This is a genomic window from Rhizohabitans arisaemae (assembly GCF_025996515.1).
GTDB lineage: Bacteria > Actinomycetota > Actinomycetes > Streptosporangiales > Streptosporangiaceae > Rhizohabitans > Rhizohabitans arisaemae.
In genome coordinates, this window is sequence record NZ_BLRH01000034.1 from 243,153 (window position 1) to 257,641 (window position 14,489).

Below are 14,489 nucleotides of genomic sequence, written 5' to 3' on the forward strand. Positions count from 1 at the left end.
GCTCGCCGCCCTCGGCCCGGTCGTCAACGTCGTCGCGCTGTGGAACAGCTCATACCTGTCCGCAATCGTCGATCATTTGTGTGCCCAGGGCATCCCGATTGAGGGTGAGGACGTCGCCCGGCCCAGCCTTATCCTCAGCGAGAAGGGCATCCGCCGGGGCGGACTCTCCGGGGCCGCTGCAGCCCGACCGCCCCGCCGCCCGTCCCGGATCCCCGTCGCCGCCGGTCGCTACCCGAGGCGACCGTGACCTTCGGCGCGGAGCCGGTTGCGGGTGCGCATCAGGATCCGGCCGAGCATGTTCCTGCCGGTCCCGGGCCCTGCCGCGGCCCCAGTGGTGGTCGGTGCCGGTGTCCTCGACGATCTCCTCGTCGGCGGTGGACACCAGGATGCCGCGGATGTCCGCATGCGCCTGGAACTTGGTTGCCACGGCACGTCGCATCACGTCGTCTTTGACACGCTCCCAGTCCCGCCGCAGCGGTCTGGAGGGGTCGCGGCCCGGCCCGGCTCGGCGGCACGCAGCGGCGTGCGGGCCCGGCGGATGAGATCCGCATGGCGGGTGCCGACGAACTTCTGGGCCTGGAAGTGGTGCTCCGAGGTCGGCCGCTGGTGCCCGTCGAGTCGGTTCTGCACGGACACCACGAAGCGCAGCCCGCCGGCGGAGGCGATCTGGCCGCTGCCCCAGGACTTGCCGATGTCCAGGTTCGCCTGGGCGGCGATGAGGCGGGCGTAACTGAAAGCGAGCGACGTCGGCTTGGAGTTCCTCACCGGGGAGCTGAAGGGCTCGCACGATCCGTCCGGCATCGTGTTCGGGGACGCGGCGGCGGTCTTTGGGCTGATCGATGCCGGGTCACGCGACCACCCATGTGGTGTTACCGGTCCCGCCGGTCAATCCGATTCCGGAGCCATCGGAGCCACGTTCTTAGCTTGTACATGCGAAGAACGGGCCGGAGGGTTCTCTCTCCGGCCCGTTCGGGTTGTCCGTACCGCTGCCAGATGCTCCGGTGGGGCACCGGGGGAGTGGCGGCTCCGCCGCTGCCTCGCTGTGCCGCTGTTCCCCCGTGAGTCTGCCCTCGGCTTGCCGTACGGCCGGCGGCAGTGGTTGATCGGGCGGTGGCGGCTGCTGCTCGGGCCTCGATCGAAGAGGGATTCACACACTGCCCAGCGACTCGAAGAGCTTCAGGTGACACGAACCGGATCACGGGACACTAGACGGCATCCTGCTGTTCCAGCCACTTTAGAATCGCCTGGTTTGCTTCTTCCGGCTTTTCTTGCTGAATCCAATGACCACAATCCAGATTGACCACTTCCACATTGGGCACGAACTCTGTCAGATTTTCAGACCTCACGACCACATCCCGATCGCCGTAGATCATGAGTGCAGGCTGTTGGATGATCGGGTCCACGTCCGCCAAGAGGTGCCAGTTTCGGTCGAGATTTCTGTACCAGTTTATGCTGCTCGTGAACCCTGATGATTCGAAGGCGGAGACGAAAACAGCAAGTTCGCTGTCGCTCATTACGGGCTCGCCGAGTGGTGTTTCCGCTCTGGCGATATTGATCAACGCCATACCTGGCTGAGGCTCTTTGGGGGGCTCGTTCTTCCGATATGTGTTGCGAAGGAGCTGGAGTGTGTTCTCTTCGAACACGGCGTCCGCGACGCCTGGCTGTCGATTGAAGTGGACGATATAGAAGTCGCCGCCAAGCATCTCTTCCATGAACTCGACCCAGGGCTTTTCTCCGCGCTCGAAGTAGGGAACGCTGAGGTTGATCACCTTATTTACACGGCTCGGATGCAATAGGGTCAGCCCCCAAACGACAAAGGCACCCCAATCATGACCGACAAAGGTGGCATCTTCGTATCCGTAGTGATCGAGAAGTGCGATGAGATCACCCGACAGGTGTTCAAGGTCATAGTCTGTTACTTCGGTCGGACGGGATGAGTTGCCATAACCCCGCTGGTTCGGGACGATGACATGGTAGCCCGCTGCGGCAAGGGCGGGCACCTGATGGCGCCAAGAAAAGGCATGCTCCGGCCAGCCATGACAGAGTACGATGGGTTTTCCTGAATTTTGTCGGCCTGCTTCAAAGACTTCAAGTTCCACACCGTTGACTGAAATAAGGGTGGGCTTGGGGAAATCGGCTGGATTAAACACTGTCATTGCATTCCCTCTCTGTCTTCTCGGGGTGATCAGGCCTCGTCGGTGAGGTCATGTCGTCATCTTGCCACCTAAACCGGTCACCTCATGACCGGTTTCTCGTGAAAGTGTTGTCGGCATGCGAACCGACCGGCTGGTGGCCATCCTCCTCTTGCTGCAACGGCGCGAGCAGGTGACGGCGGCAGAGGTCGCCCAAGAGCTGAAGATCTCCGAGCGCACCGCCCGCCGCGACCTCGACGCCCTGGCCATGGCCGGGGTGCCCGTGTACTCCATGCAGGGCCGAGGCGGCGGCTGGCGCCTCGTGGGCGGCGCCCGTACCGACCTGTCCGGGTTGACCGCGAGTGAGGCCCGCGCCCTGTTCCTGGTCGCCGGCCAGGCTTCGGCTGCGACGCCGGCCGTGAAAGCAGCACTGCGCAAGCTCGTCCATGCCCTGCCGGAGCCCTTCCGAGTGCAGGCCGAGGCAGCGGCGTCGTCGCTGGTCGTGGACCCGCAACGATGGGGGTCGAGTCGGGTCGAGCACCGACCGCCTCGCTTCCTCGACGAACTCCAGGACGCGGTGATCCGCGGCGTCCAGGTGCGGCTCGGCTACGTCGACCGCAAAGGCGCCGAAACCGAGAGAACCGTCCACCCGCTGGGCATCGTCGCCAAAGGTCCGTCGTGGTACCTCGTCTCCAACACCGAGGCCGGCCGGCGGACCTTCCGGATCGACCGCGTGTCGTCCGCCGACCCGACCGGCGATCCCGTCCAACGCCCCGAGGACTTCGACCTTGCCGAGAGCTGGCGCGAGATCGCCGACGAGGTCGACCGCAAGCGAACGCCTCTCGAGATCCAGGCGGTGTGCGCGCCCCACGGGATAGGCCTGCTCCGGATGGCGCTGGGCGATCGGCTCGAGGTGGGAGGTTCCACGGCCGACGGCCGCATCGAGGTCGTGATCCGCGGCCACAACGAGTACATGCTCGCCGGCGAGCTTGCCTGGCTGGTCGAATGGCTCGAGGTGACCGGCCCTCCGGGCGTGCGGCACCACCTGGCCTCGATCGGCAACGCGCTCGTCGAGCGATACGGCTGAGACCGTCCCCATCGTGTCGAATTGTGGATCTTGGAGGCGTCCTCGCGGAAAACGGTGTCCCGGACGAAGTGGAGCCTGTTTTCGATCAGCCGGTGCACCCTCAAAATCGTCGCGATGCGTTATGGCTACGGCGAGCGGACATGTAGCGCTCCGTGACCATCGGTTCTCGTATCGACGGTACGACGGTCACGTGTCCGTTGTGCCGAGCCGCAATAGTCGGCACCTGACCACGCCGGCTGGCACCGCCCTCGCTCAGCTATGCCAAGATTCGAGGGTGGAGACGGCCGACATCACGCGCGCGATCGCGGCTGCGACTTCGGTCGCCGCATCGCTCGACCTGCCGGCCAACGACGCAGTCGTTCTCCACAACTCGAACAGGCTGGCGCTGCGGCTGACGCCGTGCGACGTCCTTGCCCGGGTCGCCCCTGTGGAGCATGAGGCGGCACGGTTTGAAGTCGAGCTCGCTCAACGGCTCGCCCAGGTCGGATGCCCGACGAACCTCCTGGAACCTCGGGTGGACCCACTCGTGTACACGCGCGATGGCTTCACGGTGACGCTGTGGACCTACTACGAACCCGTGACACCTCACACCCCACCGGTCGACTACGCCAAGGCGCTGGAGCGGCTGCACGCCGGCATGTGCAAGGTCGACGTGCCGAGCCCGCGGTTCACGGATCGCATCGCGGAGGCGGAAGACGTCGTTGCCAACCCGAATCTCTCGCCGGAGCTCGCCGACGCGGACCGCGCGTTCCTCAGCGGCAGACTGGGAAGCCTGCGACGGGCGATCGAGGACCGCGGCGCCGTGGAGCAGCTGCTCCACGGCGAGCCGCATCCGGGCAATGTGCTCGGCACGAAGGACGGCCCGTTGTTCATCGACCTTGAGACGTGCTGCCGTGGACCCGTCGAGTTCGATCTCGCCCATGTCGCCGAGGCGGTCTGCGAGCACTATCCGAACGTTGACCAAGGACTGCTGGACGAGTGCCGGCAGCTCGTCCTCGCGATGGTCGCAGCCTGGCGTTGGGAACTCGGCGACCGGTTTCCGAACGGGAGGCGATTCGGAGAGGAACTCCTGCGCTCGCTGCGCGAGGGTCCTCCTTGGCCGACACTCGACACGGTCACCAGGCGACTGGATGGTCTGGAGAAATCGCCGAAGGTCACTTGAAGGCGGCAAGAAACGAAGTGACGAGACAGTCGCCGTTGCAAACCCCATGCGCGCCGGCCTCGCCATCACGCTGAACCATGGCGCCGGTGTCAGCAAACGTGGGAATTCGTCACAGATGCCAAGAATCTTGGCCAGGCGGTGCCAACTAGCGTGGGTCCAGCGCATTGAACGTCGCCAAGAGGGTGTCTCTGATCCCTCTGGCTTTGATCCTTTCGTGCATGGGCCGGAGCTGGGATACCAAGAGCCGGGACAGCCTGGCTTCCAGCGTCGGCCCGCCCCGCGGGGGCGGTCGAACCTCCCCTGCGACCATCCGGCCGGCCGGTCGTCGGACAATGTGTCGGCTATGTCAATCGGTCGTGCTGGCGTGCACGGCGATGATTCGCCAGCCGTGCGTCTCGCCGTACAGCCAAGTACGGGTGTAGCGCATCCTGGCCGCGAACGGCGCACCGGAGACGGTCCCTTCGACGGTGCCGAGAAACCACGTCACCCCGGTGCGCCCATCGGCGAGCACGGTCAACTCCTCCTCGGCCACCCTCGTCACCACCTGCGCCCGAGTGCGGTGCAGCTCCAGGTCGTCCGCCTTGGTCGCAACGTTCGCACCGAAGGTAAAGATCAGCCGATCGTCCAGCAGCCGATCCAGCGCCTCGACATCTCCGGCGAGCTGCGCGGCCTGGAGCCGGCGCTCGGCGTCCCGCAAGTTCTCCATCATGAGGTCCACCCTCCCAGCCGGCGCCGTATCCGCGCCAGGACGTTCACGCTCGGCTGATCTTCGCAGTCCGATCGCCGGTGAGTGGGTGTCGGGTTTGGAAGGCTTCCCGACAGGCCGTTGAAGTGGTGCGCGGCGGCCCGGAAAATCAGACCGTCGCGAGTTCGCGTCTTCTGCGATTCGCGACGGTCGAGGATTGAGGACACCCTCTGAGAGGGTCAGCGGAGAGCGGCTTCGAGCGCGTCCGGCGGAGCAGTGTCGGTGATGACCAGTTTCGTCGCCCAGGTTGAGGATTCGCACCTCAACGATAGATCCTCAGAATCTCTGAAGTCTCGTCAGCTTCGGAAACTCCAGGAACCCCAAGCAGAAGGCGCAGGTCCAGGGACTCGTCAGGCCACAGGGACCTCAAGGAACCCAAGACTTATCTCTTAGTTGAACGGTTTTCTTGTGCGCAGGTGTCGATCCGGGCGGAACCCGTTCGTAGTCAGGTGACCGGGCGGGAAGGATCCGCCCCTTGGGAGAGGAGCACCACCGTGCCGCACTACATGCTGTCCGTGCACAGTGTCGAGGGCCAGGTACGCGAGCCGATGACCGAACAGGCCATGCGACGCTCTCACGAGCGGCTGGAGGCCGTCGAGCAGGAGATGAAGTCGTCCGGGATGTGGGTGTTCTCCGGCCGCCTGCACGACGCCGACACCGCCACCGTCGTACGCGCCGGAGGCGGGCGGATCGTCACCACCGATGGCCCGTTCACCGAGTCCAAGGACCACCTCGCCGGCTTCTACATTGTCCGGGCCGACGATCTGGACGCCGTGCTCGCCCTGGCCGCCCAGGTCACCGCAGCCATCGACACGCCGATCGAAGTGCGTCCGTTCGCCGCCACGTCCGGGGGCTGAGCGTTGCACCCCGTCGGTCAGGACGCGATCGGCCGGATCTTCCGCGAGGAGTACGGCCGGTCGCTGGCCGCTCTGATCGGCGTGCTCGGCGACATCGACGTCGCCGAGGACGCGCTGCAGGAGGCGTACGCGCTGGCGCTGGACAAGTGGTCGGCCGAGGGTCTGCCGCCCAACCCGGGCGGCTGGATCACCACCACCGCCCGCAACCGCGCGATCGACCGCCTACGCCGCCAGACGCGTGAACGGCACCTGCTGAGCGAGGCGGCGCTCCTGACCCGCGACGACGACCCACCCCCGCGAGGAGGGGCCGTGCCCGACGACCGGCTCAGGCTGATCTTCACCTGCTGCCATCCCGCCCTGGCGGCCGAGACGCAGGTCGCGCTCACCTTGCGGCTGCTCGGGGGGCTGTCCACCGAGCAGGTGGCCCGCTGTTTCCTGGTGACCGAACCGGCCATGGCCCAACGCCTGGTCCGAGCCAAACGCAAGATCAAGGCTGCTCGCATCCCGTACCGGATCCCCGCCGATCACGAGCTGCCCGATCGGCTGCCACCGGTGCTGGCCGTGCTCTACCTCATCTACACCACCGGCCAGTCCGACCAGGGCCGGCGGGACCTGTGCGGTGAGGCGATCCGGCTGGCCCGCGTGCTGGCCACACTCATGCCCGACGAAGGCGAGGTGGCCGGCCTGCTGGCCCTGCTGCTGCTCATCGAGTCCCGCCGGGCCGCCCGCACCCGGCCGGACGGCGGCCTGGTCCTGCTGAGCGAGCAGGATCGCGGCCGCTGGGACCGCGGCCTGATCGCGGAGGGCCACGCCATCGTGCGCCGCTGCCTGGCCCGCGACCGCCCCGGCCCCTACCAACTGCAAGCCGCCATCAACGCAGTCCACGCCGACGCCCCGACCGCCGCCGACACCGACTGGAGCCAGATCGCCACCCTCTACGACCACCTGTACGGTCTGGTTCCCACCCCGGTGGTGGCGCTCAACCGCGCCATCGCGATCGCCGAGGTACGCGGCCCCATCGTCGGCCTGGCACTCATCGACCCGCTGGGGGCCGAGCTGGACCAGTACTACCCCTTCCATGCCGCCCGCGCCGACTTGCTGCGCCGCCTGGACCGGCGGGGCGAGGCGAGCGCCGCCTACCGTCGGGCCGCCGCTCTGGCCCCTGCCGGCCCCGAACGCGACTTCCTCCAGCGGCAACCTGCACACTAAACCGAACGCACCCCCGGCTCGCTCGTGAACGGCCAAGCGTCGCGGGGGGTGCGCCCATCGGTTCCCGCATGCCCGCACTGTAGAGACCCGCACTGACATCGGACGGTCGTCCAGCATCCCCACAGCCCGCTGCGCAGACCGTGTGGACGTATCCGGCAAGGCAGCGTGGGGTGGTGAGAACGATCGCAGGCGCCTGGCGCCATGTTCGGAGGTATGGCTCCTTGAATCGGGGTGTGGAAGGTGGCGACGCCTACGATGCTGATCATGTCTAAGGGTGTGCGTGACGGCGGTTCGGCCGGGCAGAGTGGCTGGTGGACGGATGCGGCGTTGCTGGTGCATGGGGATTTCGAGCGTGTGCGGGCACTGCTGGATTCGGCGCCGGACGCTCAGGCTCGCTTGGTGGCGGCGGTGTATCGGGCCTCGGCACATCTGCACCGGGACGCCCCGCCCGCCGTGCGCCGGCAACTGCTGGCGCTGGACGCCGCCCGGTACAGGGACCGGGAGCTGGCCGCCCGGATCATCGCCGTACCCGTGGACGGGGGGAGTCTCGCACGGTGGGGGTTTGAATGGGTCACGGCCGGCCAGATCGATTCCCGGTTGCGGTACGCCCTGCCCGACTGGAAGGTGCGGTGTGTGGCGACCGCCGTGGTGGAAGGCCGTGCCGTGGCTGTGGGCCCGTCGTGGAGCGGCGGCGACAACGGCAGAGCACTTCGGGTGTGGGACCTGATGACCGGCGAGCAGATCGGCGCGCCACTCGCTGGCCACACCGACTTGGTGTGTGCGGTGGGGACGGGCGTGATGAACGCGCGCCCCGTCGTACTCACCGGAAGCCAGGACGGAACCGCGCGGGTGTGGGACCTAGCCGGCCTTGAGCCGATCGGTGAGCCCCTGACCGGCCACGACGGGTGGGTCCTCGCCGTGTCGACGGCCGTGGTGGACGGCCGTCCCGTCGCCGTCACAGGCGGAAGCGACAGGACGGCGCGGGTATGGGACCTCGGCACCGGACGGCAGATCGGCGAGCCCTTCGCCGGGCACGGACACTGGGTGGCGGGGGTGGCGACGGCAGTGGTGAAGGGCCGCCCTGTCGCCGTCACCAACGGCGACCACGATGCCACGGTCCGGGTGTGGGACCTGGCCACCGGTCAGCAGGTCGGCGACCCGCTGACCGGCCACACCGATCGGGTGCTGGCTGTGGCGACGGCCGTGGTGAACGGCAGGCCGGTCGCCGTCACCGGTGGCTACGACAAGACGGCGCGGGTGTGGGACCTGACCACGGGCAAACCGGTCGGCGACCCGCTGACCGGCCACTCCCACAAGGTGTCGGCTGTGGCGACGGCCGTGGTGGACGGCAGGCCGGTCGCCGTCACCGGTGGCGGAGACGCCACAGCCCGGCTGTGGGATCTGGCCACGGGTGAGCAGATCGTCGAGCCGCTGACCGGCCACACCGACCAGGTGGGCGCCGTGGCGGTGGCGGATGTGAACGGCGCTCCCTTCGTCGTCACCGCCGGTGATGTGTACAACACCGGCCGCACCGACCACAGCGTACGTGTGTGGAACCTCAAGGAGCGTCGGCGGACCTTCGAACCGTCCTCGGCCGGGCACAGCGGCGACGTTCTCGCGGTGGCGACGGGGATGCTCGACGGGCGGTCCGTGGCCGTCACCGGAAGCACCGACAGCACGGCCCGCGCGTGGGATCTCGCAACGGGTGAGCAGATCGGCGCCCCTATCACCGGCCACGCCGGCGAGGTGCACAGCGTGTTGGCGGGGGTGGTGGACGGCCGCTTGGTCGCCGTCACCGGCGGCTACGACGCACTCCGGGTGTGGGACCTGGCCACGGGTGAGCAGATCGGTGAACCACTGACCGACCCGGACGGACAAACGATCGCGCGGAGCATGGGTCCGGTGGACGGCCGCTTGGTGGCCGTCACCGGCGGCGGACACCGCAGCGGCAGGCCCAAGCAGGTGTGGGACCTGGCCACGCGCAAGCCGATCGGCAGGTTCCCCACCGGTCGCCGCCGCAAATACACCGACAAGGTGATCGCGGTGGCGGCGGGAACGGTGGACGGCCGGCCAATCGCCGTCACGAGCGGCGACGATCAAACAGTACGGGTGTGGGACACCACCAATGGGCAGCAGATTGGTGAGTCCCTGATGGACAACTACCCGGTGCGGGCGGTGGCCATGGCGGTGCTGGAAGGCCACCCGATCGTGGTCCTCGGCGGCGACGTCGGGACAGCACGGATAATGGACCTGGCCACCGGCCGGCAGATCGGCGAACCGTTACGCGGCCACACCGACGTGGTGTGCACGGTGGCGTTGGGCACCGTGCACGGCCGCCCGGTCGCCGTCACCGGGAGCTGGGACGCCACGGTGCGTGTGTGGGACGCGTTGACGGGCGAACAGATCGGTGAGGAGATCGTGTTCCCCGCAACGGTGAGAGCGGTCGCAGTGACGCCGGACGGGCGCCTGGCAGTCGGATTCGGCGCGGAGCTGGCCGTCCTGGCCTCTCGCTGACCCCGTTCCTCCGCAGCCCTCTTGGCGGGCCGGGGCTTATGCCGCACACTGCAGGCCGGCATACGCCTGCTCCTCCGACGGAGCACCCGGCATTCCCGAGAGGTAGGCGGCCCCCGCGAGCTTGACGGCTGTGAACGCCTGGCTGGAGTGCATGACCACGGCCGACAGTCCTGCGACGGCGAGGGCGGCGTGCGCGTAGAGGCCGGTGGCGGTGCCGAGGATGACGGGGACGGCCTGTCGGCGCCCGCCGCGGCCGACGTGCTGGACCAGCAGGGTGCGGCCGGCGCCGGGCGTGGCGATCAGCGGCAGGACCGCCACCAGGAACCCGGCGACCGCGTAGGGGTGCACCACGGTGTCAGGGCACCACGCGGAAGTGGGTGGTCAGCCGGCCGTCGTCGCCGAGCACGTGGTACGCCACGCCGGGCGGCTGATCGAGGTCGGCCACGCCGTCGCCTTCCCAGGGCAGCCGCAGGGTCCAGGTGACGGCGGGGGCGACGACCAGCAGCCGACCGGCGAAGACCGAGGCGGCGGCGGTGTGGGCGTGACCGGTGAGCACGGCGGCCACCTCCGGGTGCGCGCCGAGCAGGCCGGCCAGCCGCTCGGGCCGCTGGAGCATGATCCGGTCGGGTAGCGGGTGGTGCACGGCCACCGGTGGCTGGTGGAAGGCGAGCAGCGCCCGCGTGTCCGCCGGCAGCGCGGCGAGGGTGGCCTCGATCCAGGCGGCGGTTTCGTCGTCGAGCAGGCCCTCGTCGCGGCCGGGGATGGTGGTGTCGCACATCAGGACGGCGGCGCCGGGCAGGTGGTGCACCCGGTTGACCGGCCCGTCGTGGGGCTCCTCGCCCAGCAGAACCTTGCGGTAGGCGGAGCGGGAGTCGTGGTTGCCCGGGCAGGTGAGCACCGGGAAGGGGGCCGCCAGGATGTCGGCCGCCTCCGCGTACTCGTCCTCCTTTCCGTGGTCGGCGATGTCGCCCGTGACCAGCAGCGCGTCGAGCGGCAGGCCGCGCAGGCGGTCCATGACCCGTACGGCGCGCCGGGTGGCCCGCTCGGTGCCGTCCAGGTGCAGGTCGCTGATCTGCGCGAGCAGCAGGGTCATCGGCCGATCCCTTCATTCAACGGAAAAAAATGATTTATCCGTTAGAAACCATAGACTGGAACCCGGCGGGTCATCAAGCGCGAGAGGGGACCACGTGGAACGCCGGTCGACATCGGCACTGGCACTGGCGAGCACCATCCGGCACGACGGCGACGGCGGGGTGGCCGATGACCTGGCCACCGTCCAGGGCGCCGCGCAGTGGATCCGCGACCAGGCCGGGCCGCTGGGGGAGCACGCCCCACCGGCGGGGATGCCGATCGACGAGCCGCTCAGGGACGAGATCGTCGCCGTACGGCGGGCCACCAGGGCGCTGTTCGCCCGTGCGGTGAGTCCGGCTCCGCCCAGCCCGGCCGACGCCGGACGTCTGATACCCGCGGCCGAGGCCCTCGCCCACCTCAACGCCGTGGCCGCACGGGAACCGGTGGTCCCGCGGCTCGACTGGCCCGCCGAGAAGCCACCTGTGGCCCGGCTCCTGCCAAGCGAGCCCGACCCCCGGGTACGGCTGGTCACCGCCCTGGCGCGGGCGGCGATCGAATTCCTCGCAGGGCCGGAACGGGAGCTGCTGCGTGCCTGCACCGCCCCGCGCTGTGTGCGCTACTTCGTCAAGGCCCACGGACGCCAGGAGTGGTGCAAGCCGTCCTGCGGCAACCGGGCACGCGCCGCCCGCCACTACCGCCGCCACCGCACCGGCTGAGTGGCACCGGCGCAACGCCGACGCCCGCCGCCCGGCGCCGCGGGCGCGCCCGCATCCGCAGCGGGAAGGGCATCGTCGTGGTTGCGGGAACCCGCACGGTCTCAGGTGCCGGGCCGCACCCGCAACCGGTTTCGCTCGCCCCTCACCGCCTTCAGCTCATCCCACCGCTTGCCACCCCGGTGGACGTTGTCGGTCACAGCATCAGACCGTGTATCGGAAGTGGATCAGTAGGGTTGGGCCGTGGTAGGCGTAGCGCCAGTGCTGGGGAGGGTTGTCGTGGTGTTGGGGTCGCGGGCCGGATTCGCTTTGGAGTTCCATGTCGAACAAGACCCAGGGCTGCTGTGCGTCGACGTCTTCGTCGGCGGGCTCCATGTGAACGCGTGGGACAACGCGTTCTACCCGCCGCTACTGGTCAAGAAGCTCAAGGACGAGCTCGGTCGCTTCCGCACGCCGTCCGCGCCGCCGATGGGCTTCGTCTCGCCGTTCGAGGCGTTTCGCCTTGCCGAGGACTGGATGTGCGACGACGCTGATACAGGAACGGCATCCGAGGCCGGGGCGGAGCTCGCGAGGTGCCGGTTCCTGGATTGGGGTGAATGCACGGATTACGTGCTGGCGTTCGCCTTCACCGACGGGGACCGGGTCCATCTCGCCTGCCGGGTGCACGGTGATGCGGGTCCGCAGGCGTCGACGGTGGTATCGGTGAGCCGGACGTTGTTCGTCGAGACGCTGGAGCACGGCCTCGGCGTCGCCGAACGCGAGTGGTCTGCCCGGCTCGCCGCCATGAACCCGCAGGAGCACATGTGACGGCGGGGACGTGTCCAGCGCGCGTTCTCTCTAGGCGCCGGTCACAACCACTCGCCGGCGGCCCCGGCTTCCTGATGACCGGTCCGCTGCACGCCGCCCCCGCCCCGGCGAAGCTTCCCTGCGGTTGCCGACTGTGCACCTGACCCGCGCGGACCTCACCCGCGCTCTGGTGCGCACCTTTGGTGGACCCGCTCGTTGTCGATCGGCGGCCCGGGGATCTCCAGCCCTCCGAATGAACCCGCAATTTGGGTTCAGACGGCCCAGACCAGGCGGCTTGGGAGCAAGACCCGGTGGTGCCGGGCGATCGCCTCCGGCGACCCGTGCCCGCCCGTGGCGTCCGGGTGGCGCGGGCGACCTCACCCGCCTGCCCGCCGGGGAGGGCAGGCTCAGCCCGACTTGTGGCGTCGGTAGTGGCGGGCGACACGGACTCGGTTTCCGCAGCGGGCGGCCGAGCACCAGCGGCGGCGCGGATGGGCGGGCAGGAACAGCATCACGCAGTCGTCGGCCTCGCATTGGCGGACCTTGGCGACGGCCGGGTCCGTCAGCAGTTCGGCCGCCGCCTCGGCCAGCCAAGCCGACAGCCGCGCTCCGGGCGGACCGGTGCGCCGGCGGACGGCGGTGACCGCCTCGCCGTTCCAGCCGAGTTCGGCGATGGCGGGCGCGGCCCGCTGGGCCTCGTTGAGGGCTTCCAGGTCATCCGCCGGAGGCCGCCTGCCGTCGCGGATGCGGTCGAGGGCGCGGGCGGTGTGGTTGCGGACGGCGTGTACGGCGGCCAGGCCGGCGTTGTCCAGCCCGGCGGCGAGGGCACGCGCCTCGGGGAAACGGTCGGCCTGGAGTTCCAGCCACGCACGCAGGTCATGGGGGGTGGCCATCAGGTCGCCGACGGCCGGGCGGGTGTTGACGAGGTCCAGGGCCAAATGCTCCCCGGTCATGGGACCGATGTCGCTCATTTACCTAATCCTATATTCCGCAGTTGACACATTAGGCCGTCCACCGCTATATCTAATGTATCTTCTACATAGAAAGGCATTAGAGATGTCGATCCCCGCGGTCGCCCGCACCACTCACCGCCACCTCGACATCGAAGGCGTCCGCGTCTTCTACCGCGAGTCGCTGCCGGAACGGGAGGACGCGCCGACGCTACTGCTGCTTCACGGCTTTCCTTCGGCCTCACACCAGTTCCGCCGCCTCATCGATGTACTCGGCTCGCGCTACCGATTGATCGCGCCCGACTACCCCGGCTTCGGCCACACCGAGGCACCGCCCGACTTCGCCTACTCCTTCGACCGGCTCGCCGACATCACCGAGGGTTTCGTGCAGGCACTCGGCCTGACCCGGTTCGTCGTGTACATGTTCGACTTCGGCGCGCCGGTCGGCTTCCGCCTCGCCGAGCGGCACCCGGAGTGGATCGCGGGCCTGATCGTCCAGAACGGCAACGCCTACGTCGAGGGACTGTCCGACGGCGCCCGCGACTTCGTCGCGCTGCGCCCCGACATGCCCGGCGCCGAGGAGACGATCCGCGATCTGCTCACCTTGAAGGGCACACGCGATCAGTACGAGATCGGGGTCACCGACCCCGCCCTGATCGCTCCGGATGGCTGGACCCTCGACCAGCATTTCCTCGACCTGCCCGGTCGCCGGGAGGCCCAGGTGGCGCTGGCGTTCGACTACCACTCCAACGTCGAACGCTACGACCGATGGCAGACCTGGCTGCGCAGGCACACCCCGCCCGCCCTCATTGTCTGGGGGAGCAACGACCCGTTCTTCCCCGAGCCCGGCGCCCGCGCCTTCCTGCGCGACCTGCCCGAGGCGGAGCTGCACCTCTTCGACACCGGCCACTTCGCACTGGAGGAGTTCCTCCCGGAGATGGCTCCGCTCATCGCCGGTTTCCTGGACCGGATCCACGACGCACGGTGAGCAAGCCGCCGCAGAACAGGGCGCCCCGACGGTCACACCGGTCGCGACACCGGAGGGCAGGGCGCTGTACGAGACCGCCGGATGGCGCGTACCGGCCCCGTTGACCGGTGCCGTACGGGTCCCGGACCCGGTCGATACCTGATCCCCGCCTGACACACTCACCGACAGCGCTCAAGCCTCGACAAGGGGGCCAGGCCTTCACCGCGAGAGGTCGGGGAGGGGGCCGTAGGGGCGCACCTGCGGCCTGGCCCGGCGGAGTCATGCCGTGAAAACCG

15 protein-coding genes are annotated in these 14,489 nt (G+C 68.8%); 8 read left to right on the top strand and 7 right to left on the bottom strand.

What is annotated here, in order from left to right; translation table 11 throughout:
- Positions 1–49 precede the first annotated feature (49 nt).
- The 3 genes from RUR_RS36940 to RUR_RS16505 form a co-directional block, all read right to left on the bottom strand.
- Entirely contained in the window at positions 50–439 is a 390-nt protein-coding gene (locus RUR_RS36940) for an NADAR domain-containing protein (RefSeq protein WP_487250718.1), read from the bottom strand.
- A complete protein-coding gene (locus RUR_RS16500; protein ID WP_283135948.1) occupies positions 439–801 on the bottom strand; it encodes a hypothetical protein in 363 nt (120 codons plus the stop codon). Before RUR_RS16500 ends, RUR_RS36940 begins: the two co-directional genes overlap by 1 nt.
- Positions 802–1,205: 404 nt before the next feature.
- Positions 1,206–2,156, bottom strand: coding sequence for an alpha/beta fold hydrolase (locus RUR_RS16505; RefSeq protein WP_283135949.1), 951 nt, complete (start codon positions 2,154–2,156; stop codon positions 1,206–1,208).
- A gap of 115 nt (positions 2,157–2,271) precedes the next feature.
- On the opposite strand from RUR_RS16505, the gene RUR_RS16510 reads away from it, so the two are divergent.
- Together RUR_RS16510 and RUR_RS16515 are read left to right on the top strand one after the other, a co-directional pair.
- Positions 2,272–3,219, top strand: a complete 948-nt coding sequence (locus RUR_RS16510; protein WP_283135950.1) for a helix-turn-helix transcriptional regulator — start codon at positions 2,272–2,274, stop codon at positions 3,217–3,219.
- Positions 3,220–3,493: 274 nt separating this feature from the next.
- Positions 3,494–4,381 (top strand): phosphotransferase, encoded by an 888-nt coding sequence (locus RUR_RS16515; RefSeq protein WP_283135951.1) that lies wholly within the window; start codon positions 3,494–3,496, stop codon positions 4,379–4,381.
- A gap of 346 nt (positions 4,382–4,727) precedes the next feature.
- On the opposite strand, the gene RUR_RS16520 is transcribed toward RUR_RS16515, so the two are convergent.
- Positions 4,728–5,090 carry a nuclear transport factor 2 family protein gene (locus RUR_RS16520; RefSeq protein WP_283135952.1) on the bottom strand — a complete coding sequence of 121 codons (363 nt, stop codon included), beginning with the start codon at positions 5,088–5,090 and terminating at the stop codon, positions 4,728–4,730.
- 530 nt (positions 5,091–5,620) lie between these two features.
- On the opposite strand from RUR_RS16520, the gene RUR_RS16525 reads away from it, so the two are divergent.
- From RUR_RS16525 to RUR_RS16535, 3 genes are all read left to right on the top strand, one after another.
- A complete protein-coding gene (locus tag RUR_RS16525) occupies positions 5,621–5,983 on the top strand; it encodes a YciI family protein (RefSeq protein ID WP_283135953.1) in 363 nt (120 codons plus the stop codon).
- Positions 5,984–5,986: 3 nt separating this feature from the next.
- On the top strand, positions 5,987–7,192 hold the full coding sequence (locus RUR_RS16530) for an RNA polymerase sigma factor (RefSeq protein ID WP_283135954.1): 1,206 nt from the start codon (positions 5,987–5,989) through the stop codon (positions 7,190–7,192).
- A gap of 264 nt (positions 7,193–7,456) precedes the next feature.
- Positions 7,457–9,706, top strand: coding sequence for a WD40 repeat domain-containing protein (locus RUR_RS16535; RefSeq protein WP_283135955.1), 2,250 nt, complete (start codon positions 7,457–7,459; stop codon positions 9,704–9,706).
- Positions 9,707–9,742: 36 nt separating this feature from the next.
- Here RUR_RS16535 and RUR_RS16540 read toward each other — a convergent pair whose 3' ends face one another.
- Both RUR_RS16540 and RUR_RS16545 read right to left on the bottom strand, forming a co-directional pair.
- On the bottom strand, positions 9,743–10,057 hold the full coding sequence (locus RUR_RS16540; RefSeq protein ID WP_283135956.1) for a LysE family translocator: 315 nt from the start codon (positions 10,055–10,057) through the stop codon (positions 9,743–9,745).
- A gap of 4 nt (positions 10,058–10,061) precedes the next feature.
- The gene (locus RUR_RS16545) at positions 10,062–10,799 is read right to left on the bottom strand and encodes a metallophosphoesterase (RefSeq protein ID WP_283135957.1); all 738 of its coding nucleotides are present in this window, start codon (positions 10,797–10,799) and stop codon (positions 10,062–10,064) included.
- A 94-nt stretch (positions 10,800–10,893) separates the two neighbouring features.
- On the opposite strand from RUR_RS16545, the gene RUR_RS16550 reads away from it, so the two are divergent.
- Together RUR_RS16550 and RUR_RS16555 are read left to right on the top strand one after the other, a co-directional pair.
- On the top strand, positions 10,894–11,493 hold the full coding sequence (locus tag RUR_RS16550; protein ID WP_283135958.1) for a CGNR zinc finger domain-containing protein: 600 nt from the start codon (positions 10,894–10,896) through the stop codon (positions 11,491–11,493).
- A 276-nt stretch (positions 11,494–11,769) separates the two neighbouring features.
- Complete coding sequence (locus RUR_RS16555; RefSeq protein WP_283135959.1) at positions 11,770–12,297, top strand: hypothetical protein; 528 nt, start codon at positions 11,770–11,772, stop codon at positions 12,295–12,297.
- A gap of 386 nt (positions 12,298–12,683) precedes the next feature.
- On the opposite strand, the gene RUR_RS16560 is transcribed toward RUR_RS16555, so the two are convergent.
- Entirely contained in the window at positions 12,684–13,247 is a 564-nt protein-coding gene (locus tag RUR_RS16560) for a CGNR zinc finger domain-containing protein (protein ID WP_283135960.1), read from the bottom strand.
- Positions 13,248–13,332: 85 nt separating this feature from the next.
- On the opposite strand from RUR_RS16560, the gene RUR_RS16565 reads away from it, so the two are divergent.
- Positions 13,333–14,214 (top strand): alpha/beta fold hydrolase, encoded by an 882-nt coding sequence (locus RUR_RS16565; RefSeq protein WP_283135961.1) that lies wholly within the window; start codon positions 13,333–13,335, stop codon positions 14,212–14,214.
- The last annotated feature ends 275 nt before the right edge of the window (positions 14,215–14,489 follow it).

Coding starts and splice junctions, on each gene's coding strand:
- RUR_RS16505 (WP_283135949.1), bottom strand. CDS start 2,156: ATGACAGTGTTTAATCCAGCCGATTTCCCCAAGCCCACCCTTATTTCA.
- RUR_RS16565 (WP_283135961.1), top strand. CDS start 13,333: ATGTCGATCCCCGCGGTCGCCCGCACCACTCACCGCCACCTCGACATC.
- RUR_RS16520 (WP_283135952.1), bottom strand. CDS start 5,090: ATGATGGAGAACTTGCGGGACGCCGAGCGCCGGCTCCAGGCCGCGCAG.
- RUR_RS16500 (WP_283135948.1), bottom strand. CDS start 801: ATGCCGGACGGATCGTGCGAGCCCTTCAGCTCCCCGGTGAGGAACTCC.
- RUR_RS36940 (WP_487250718.1), bottom strand. CDS start 439: ATGCGACGTGCCGTGGCAACCAAGTTCCAGGCGCATGCGGACATCCGC.
- RUR_RS16535 (WP_283135955.1), top strand. CDS start 7,457: ATGTCTAAGGGTGTGCGTGACGGCGGTTCGGCCGGGCAGAGTGGCTGG.
- RUR_RS16545 (WP_283135957.1), bottom strand. CDS start 10,799: ATGACCCTGCTGCTCGCGCAGATCAGCGACCTGCACCTGGACGGCACC.
- RUR_RS16560 (WP_283135960.1), bottom strand. CDS start 13,247: ATGAGCGACATCGGTCCCATGACCGGGGAGCATTTGGCCCTGGACCTC.
- RUR_RS16510 (WP_283135950.1), top strand. CDS start 2,272: ATGCGAACCGACCGGCTGGTGGCCATCCTCCTCTTGCTGCAACGGCGC.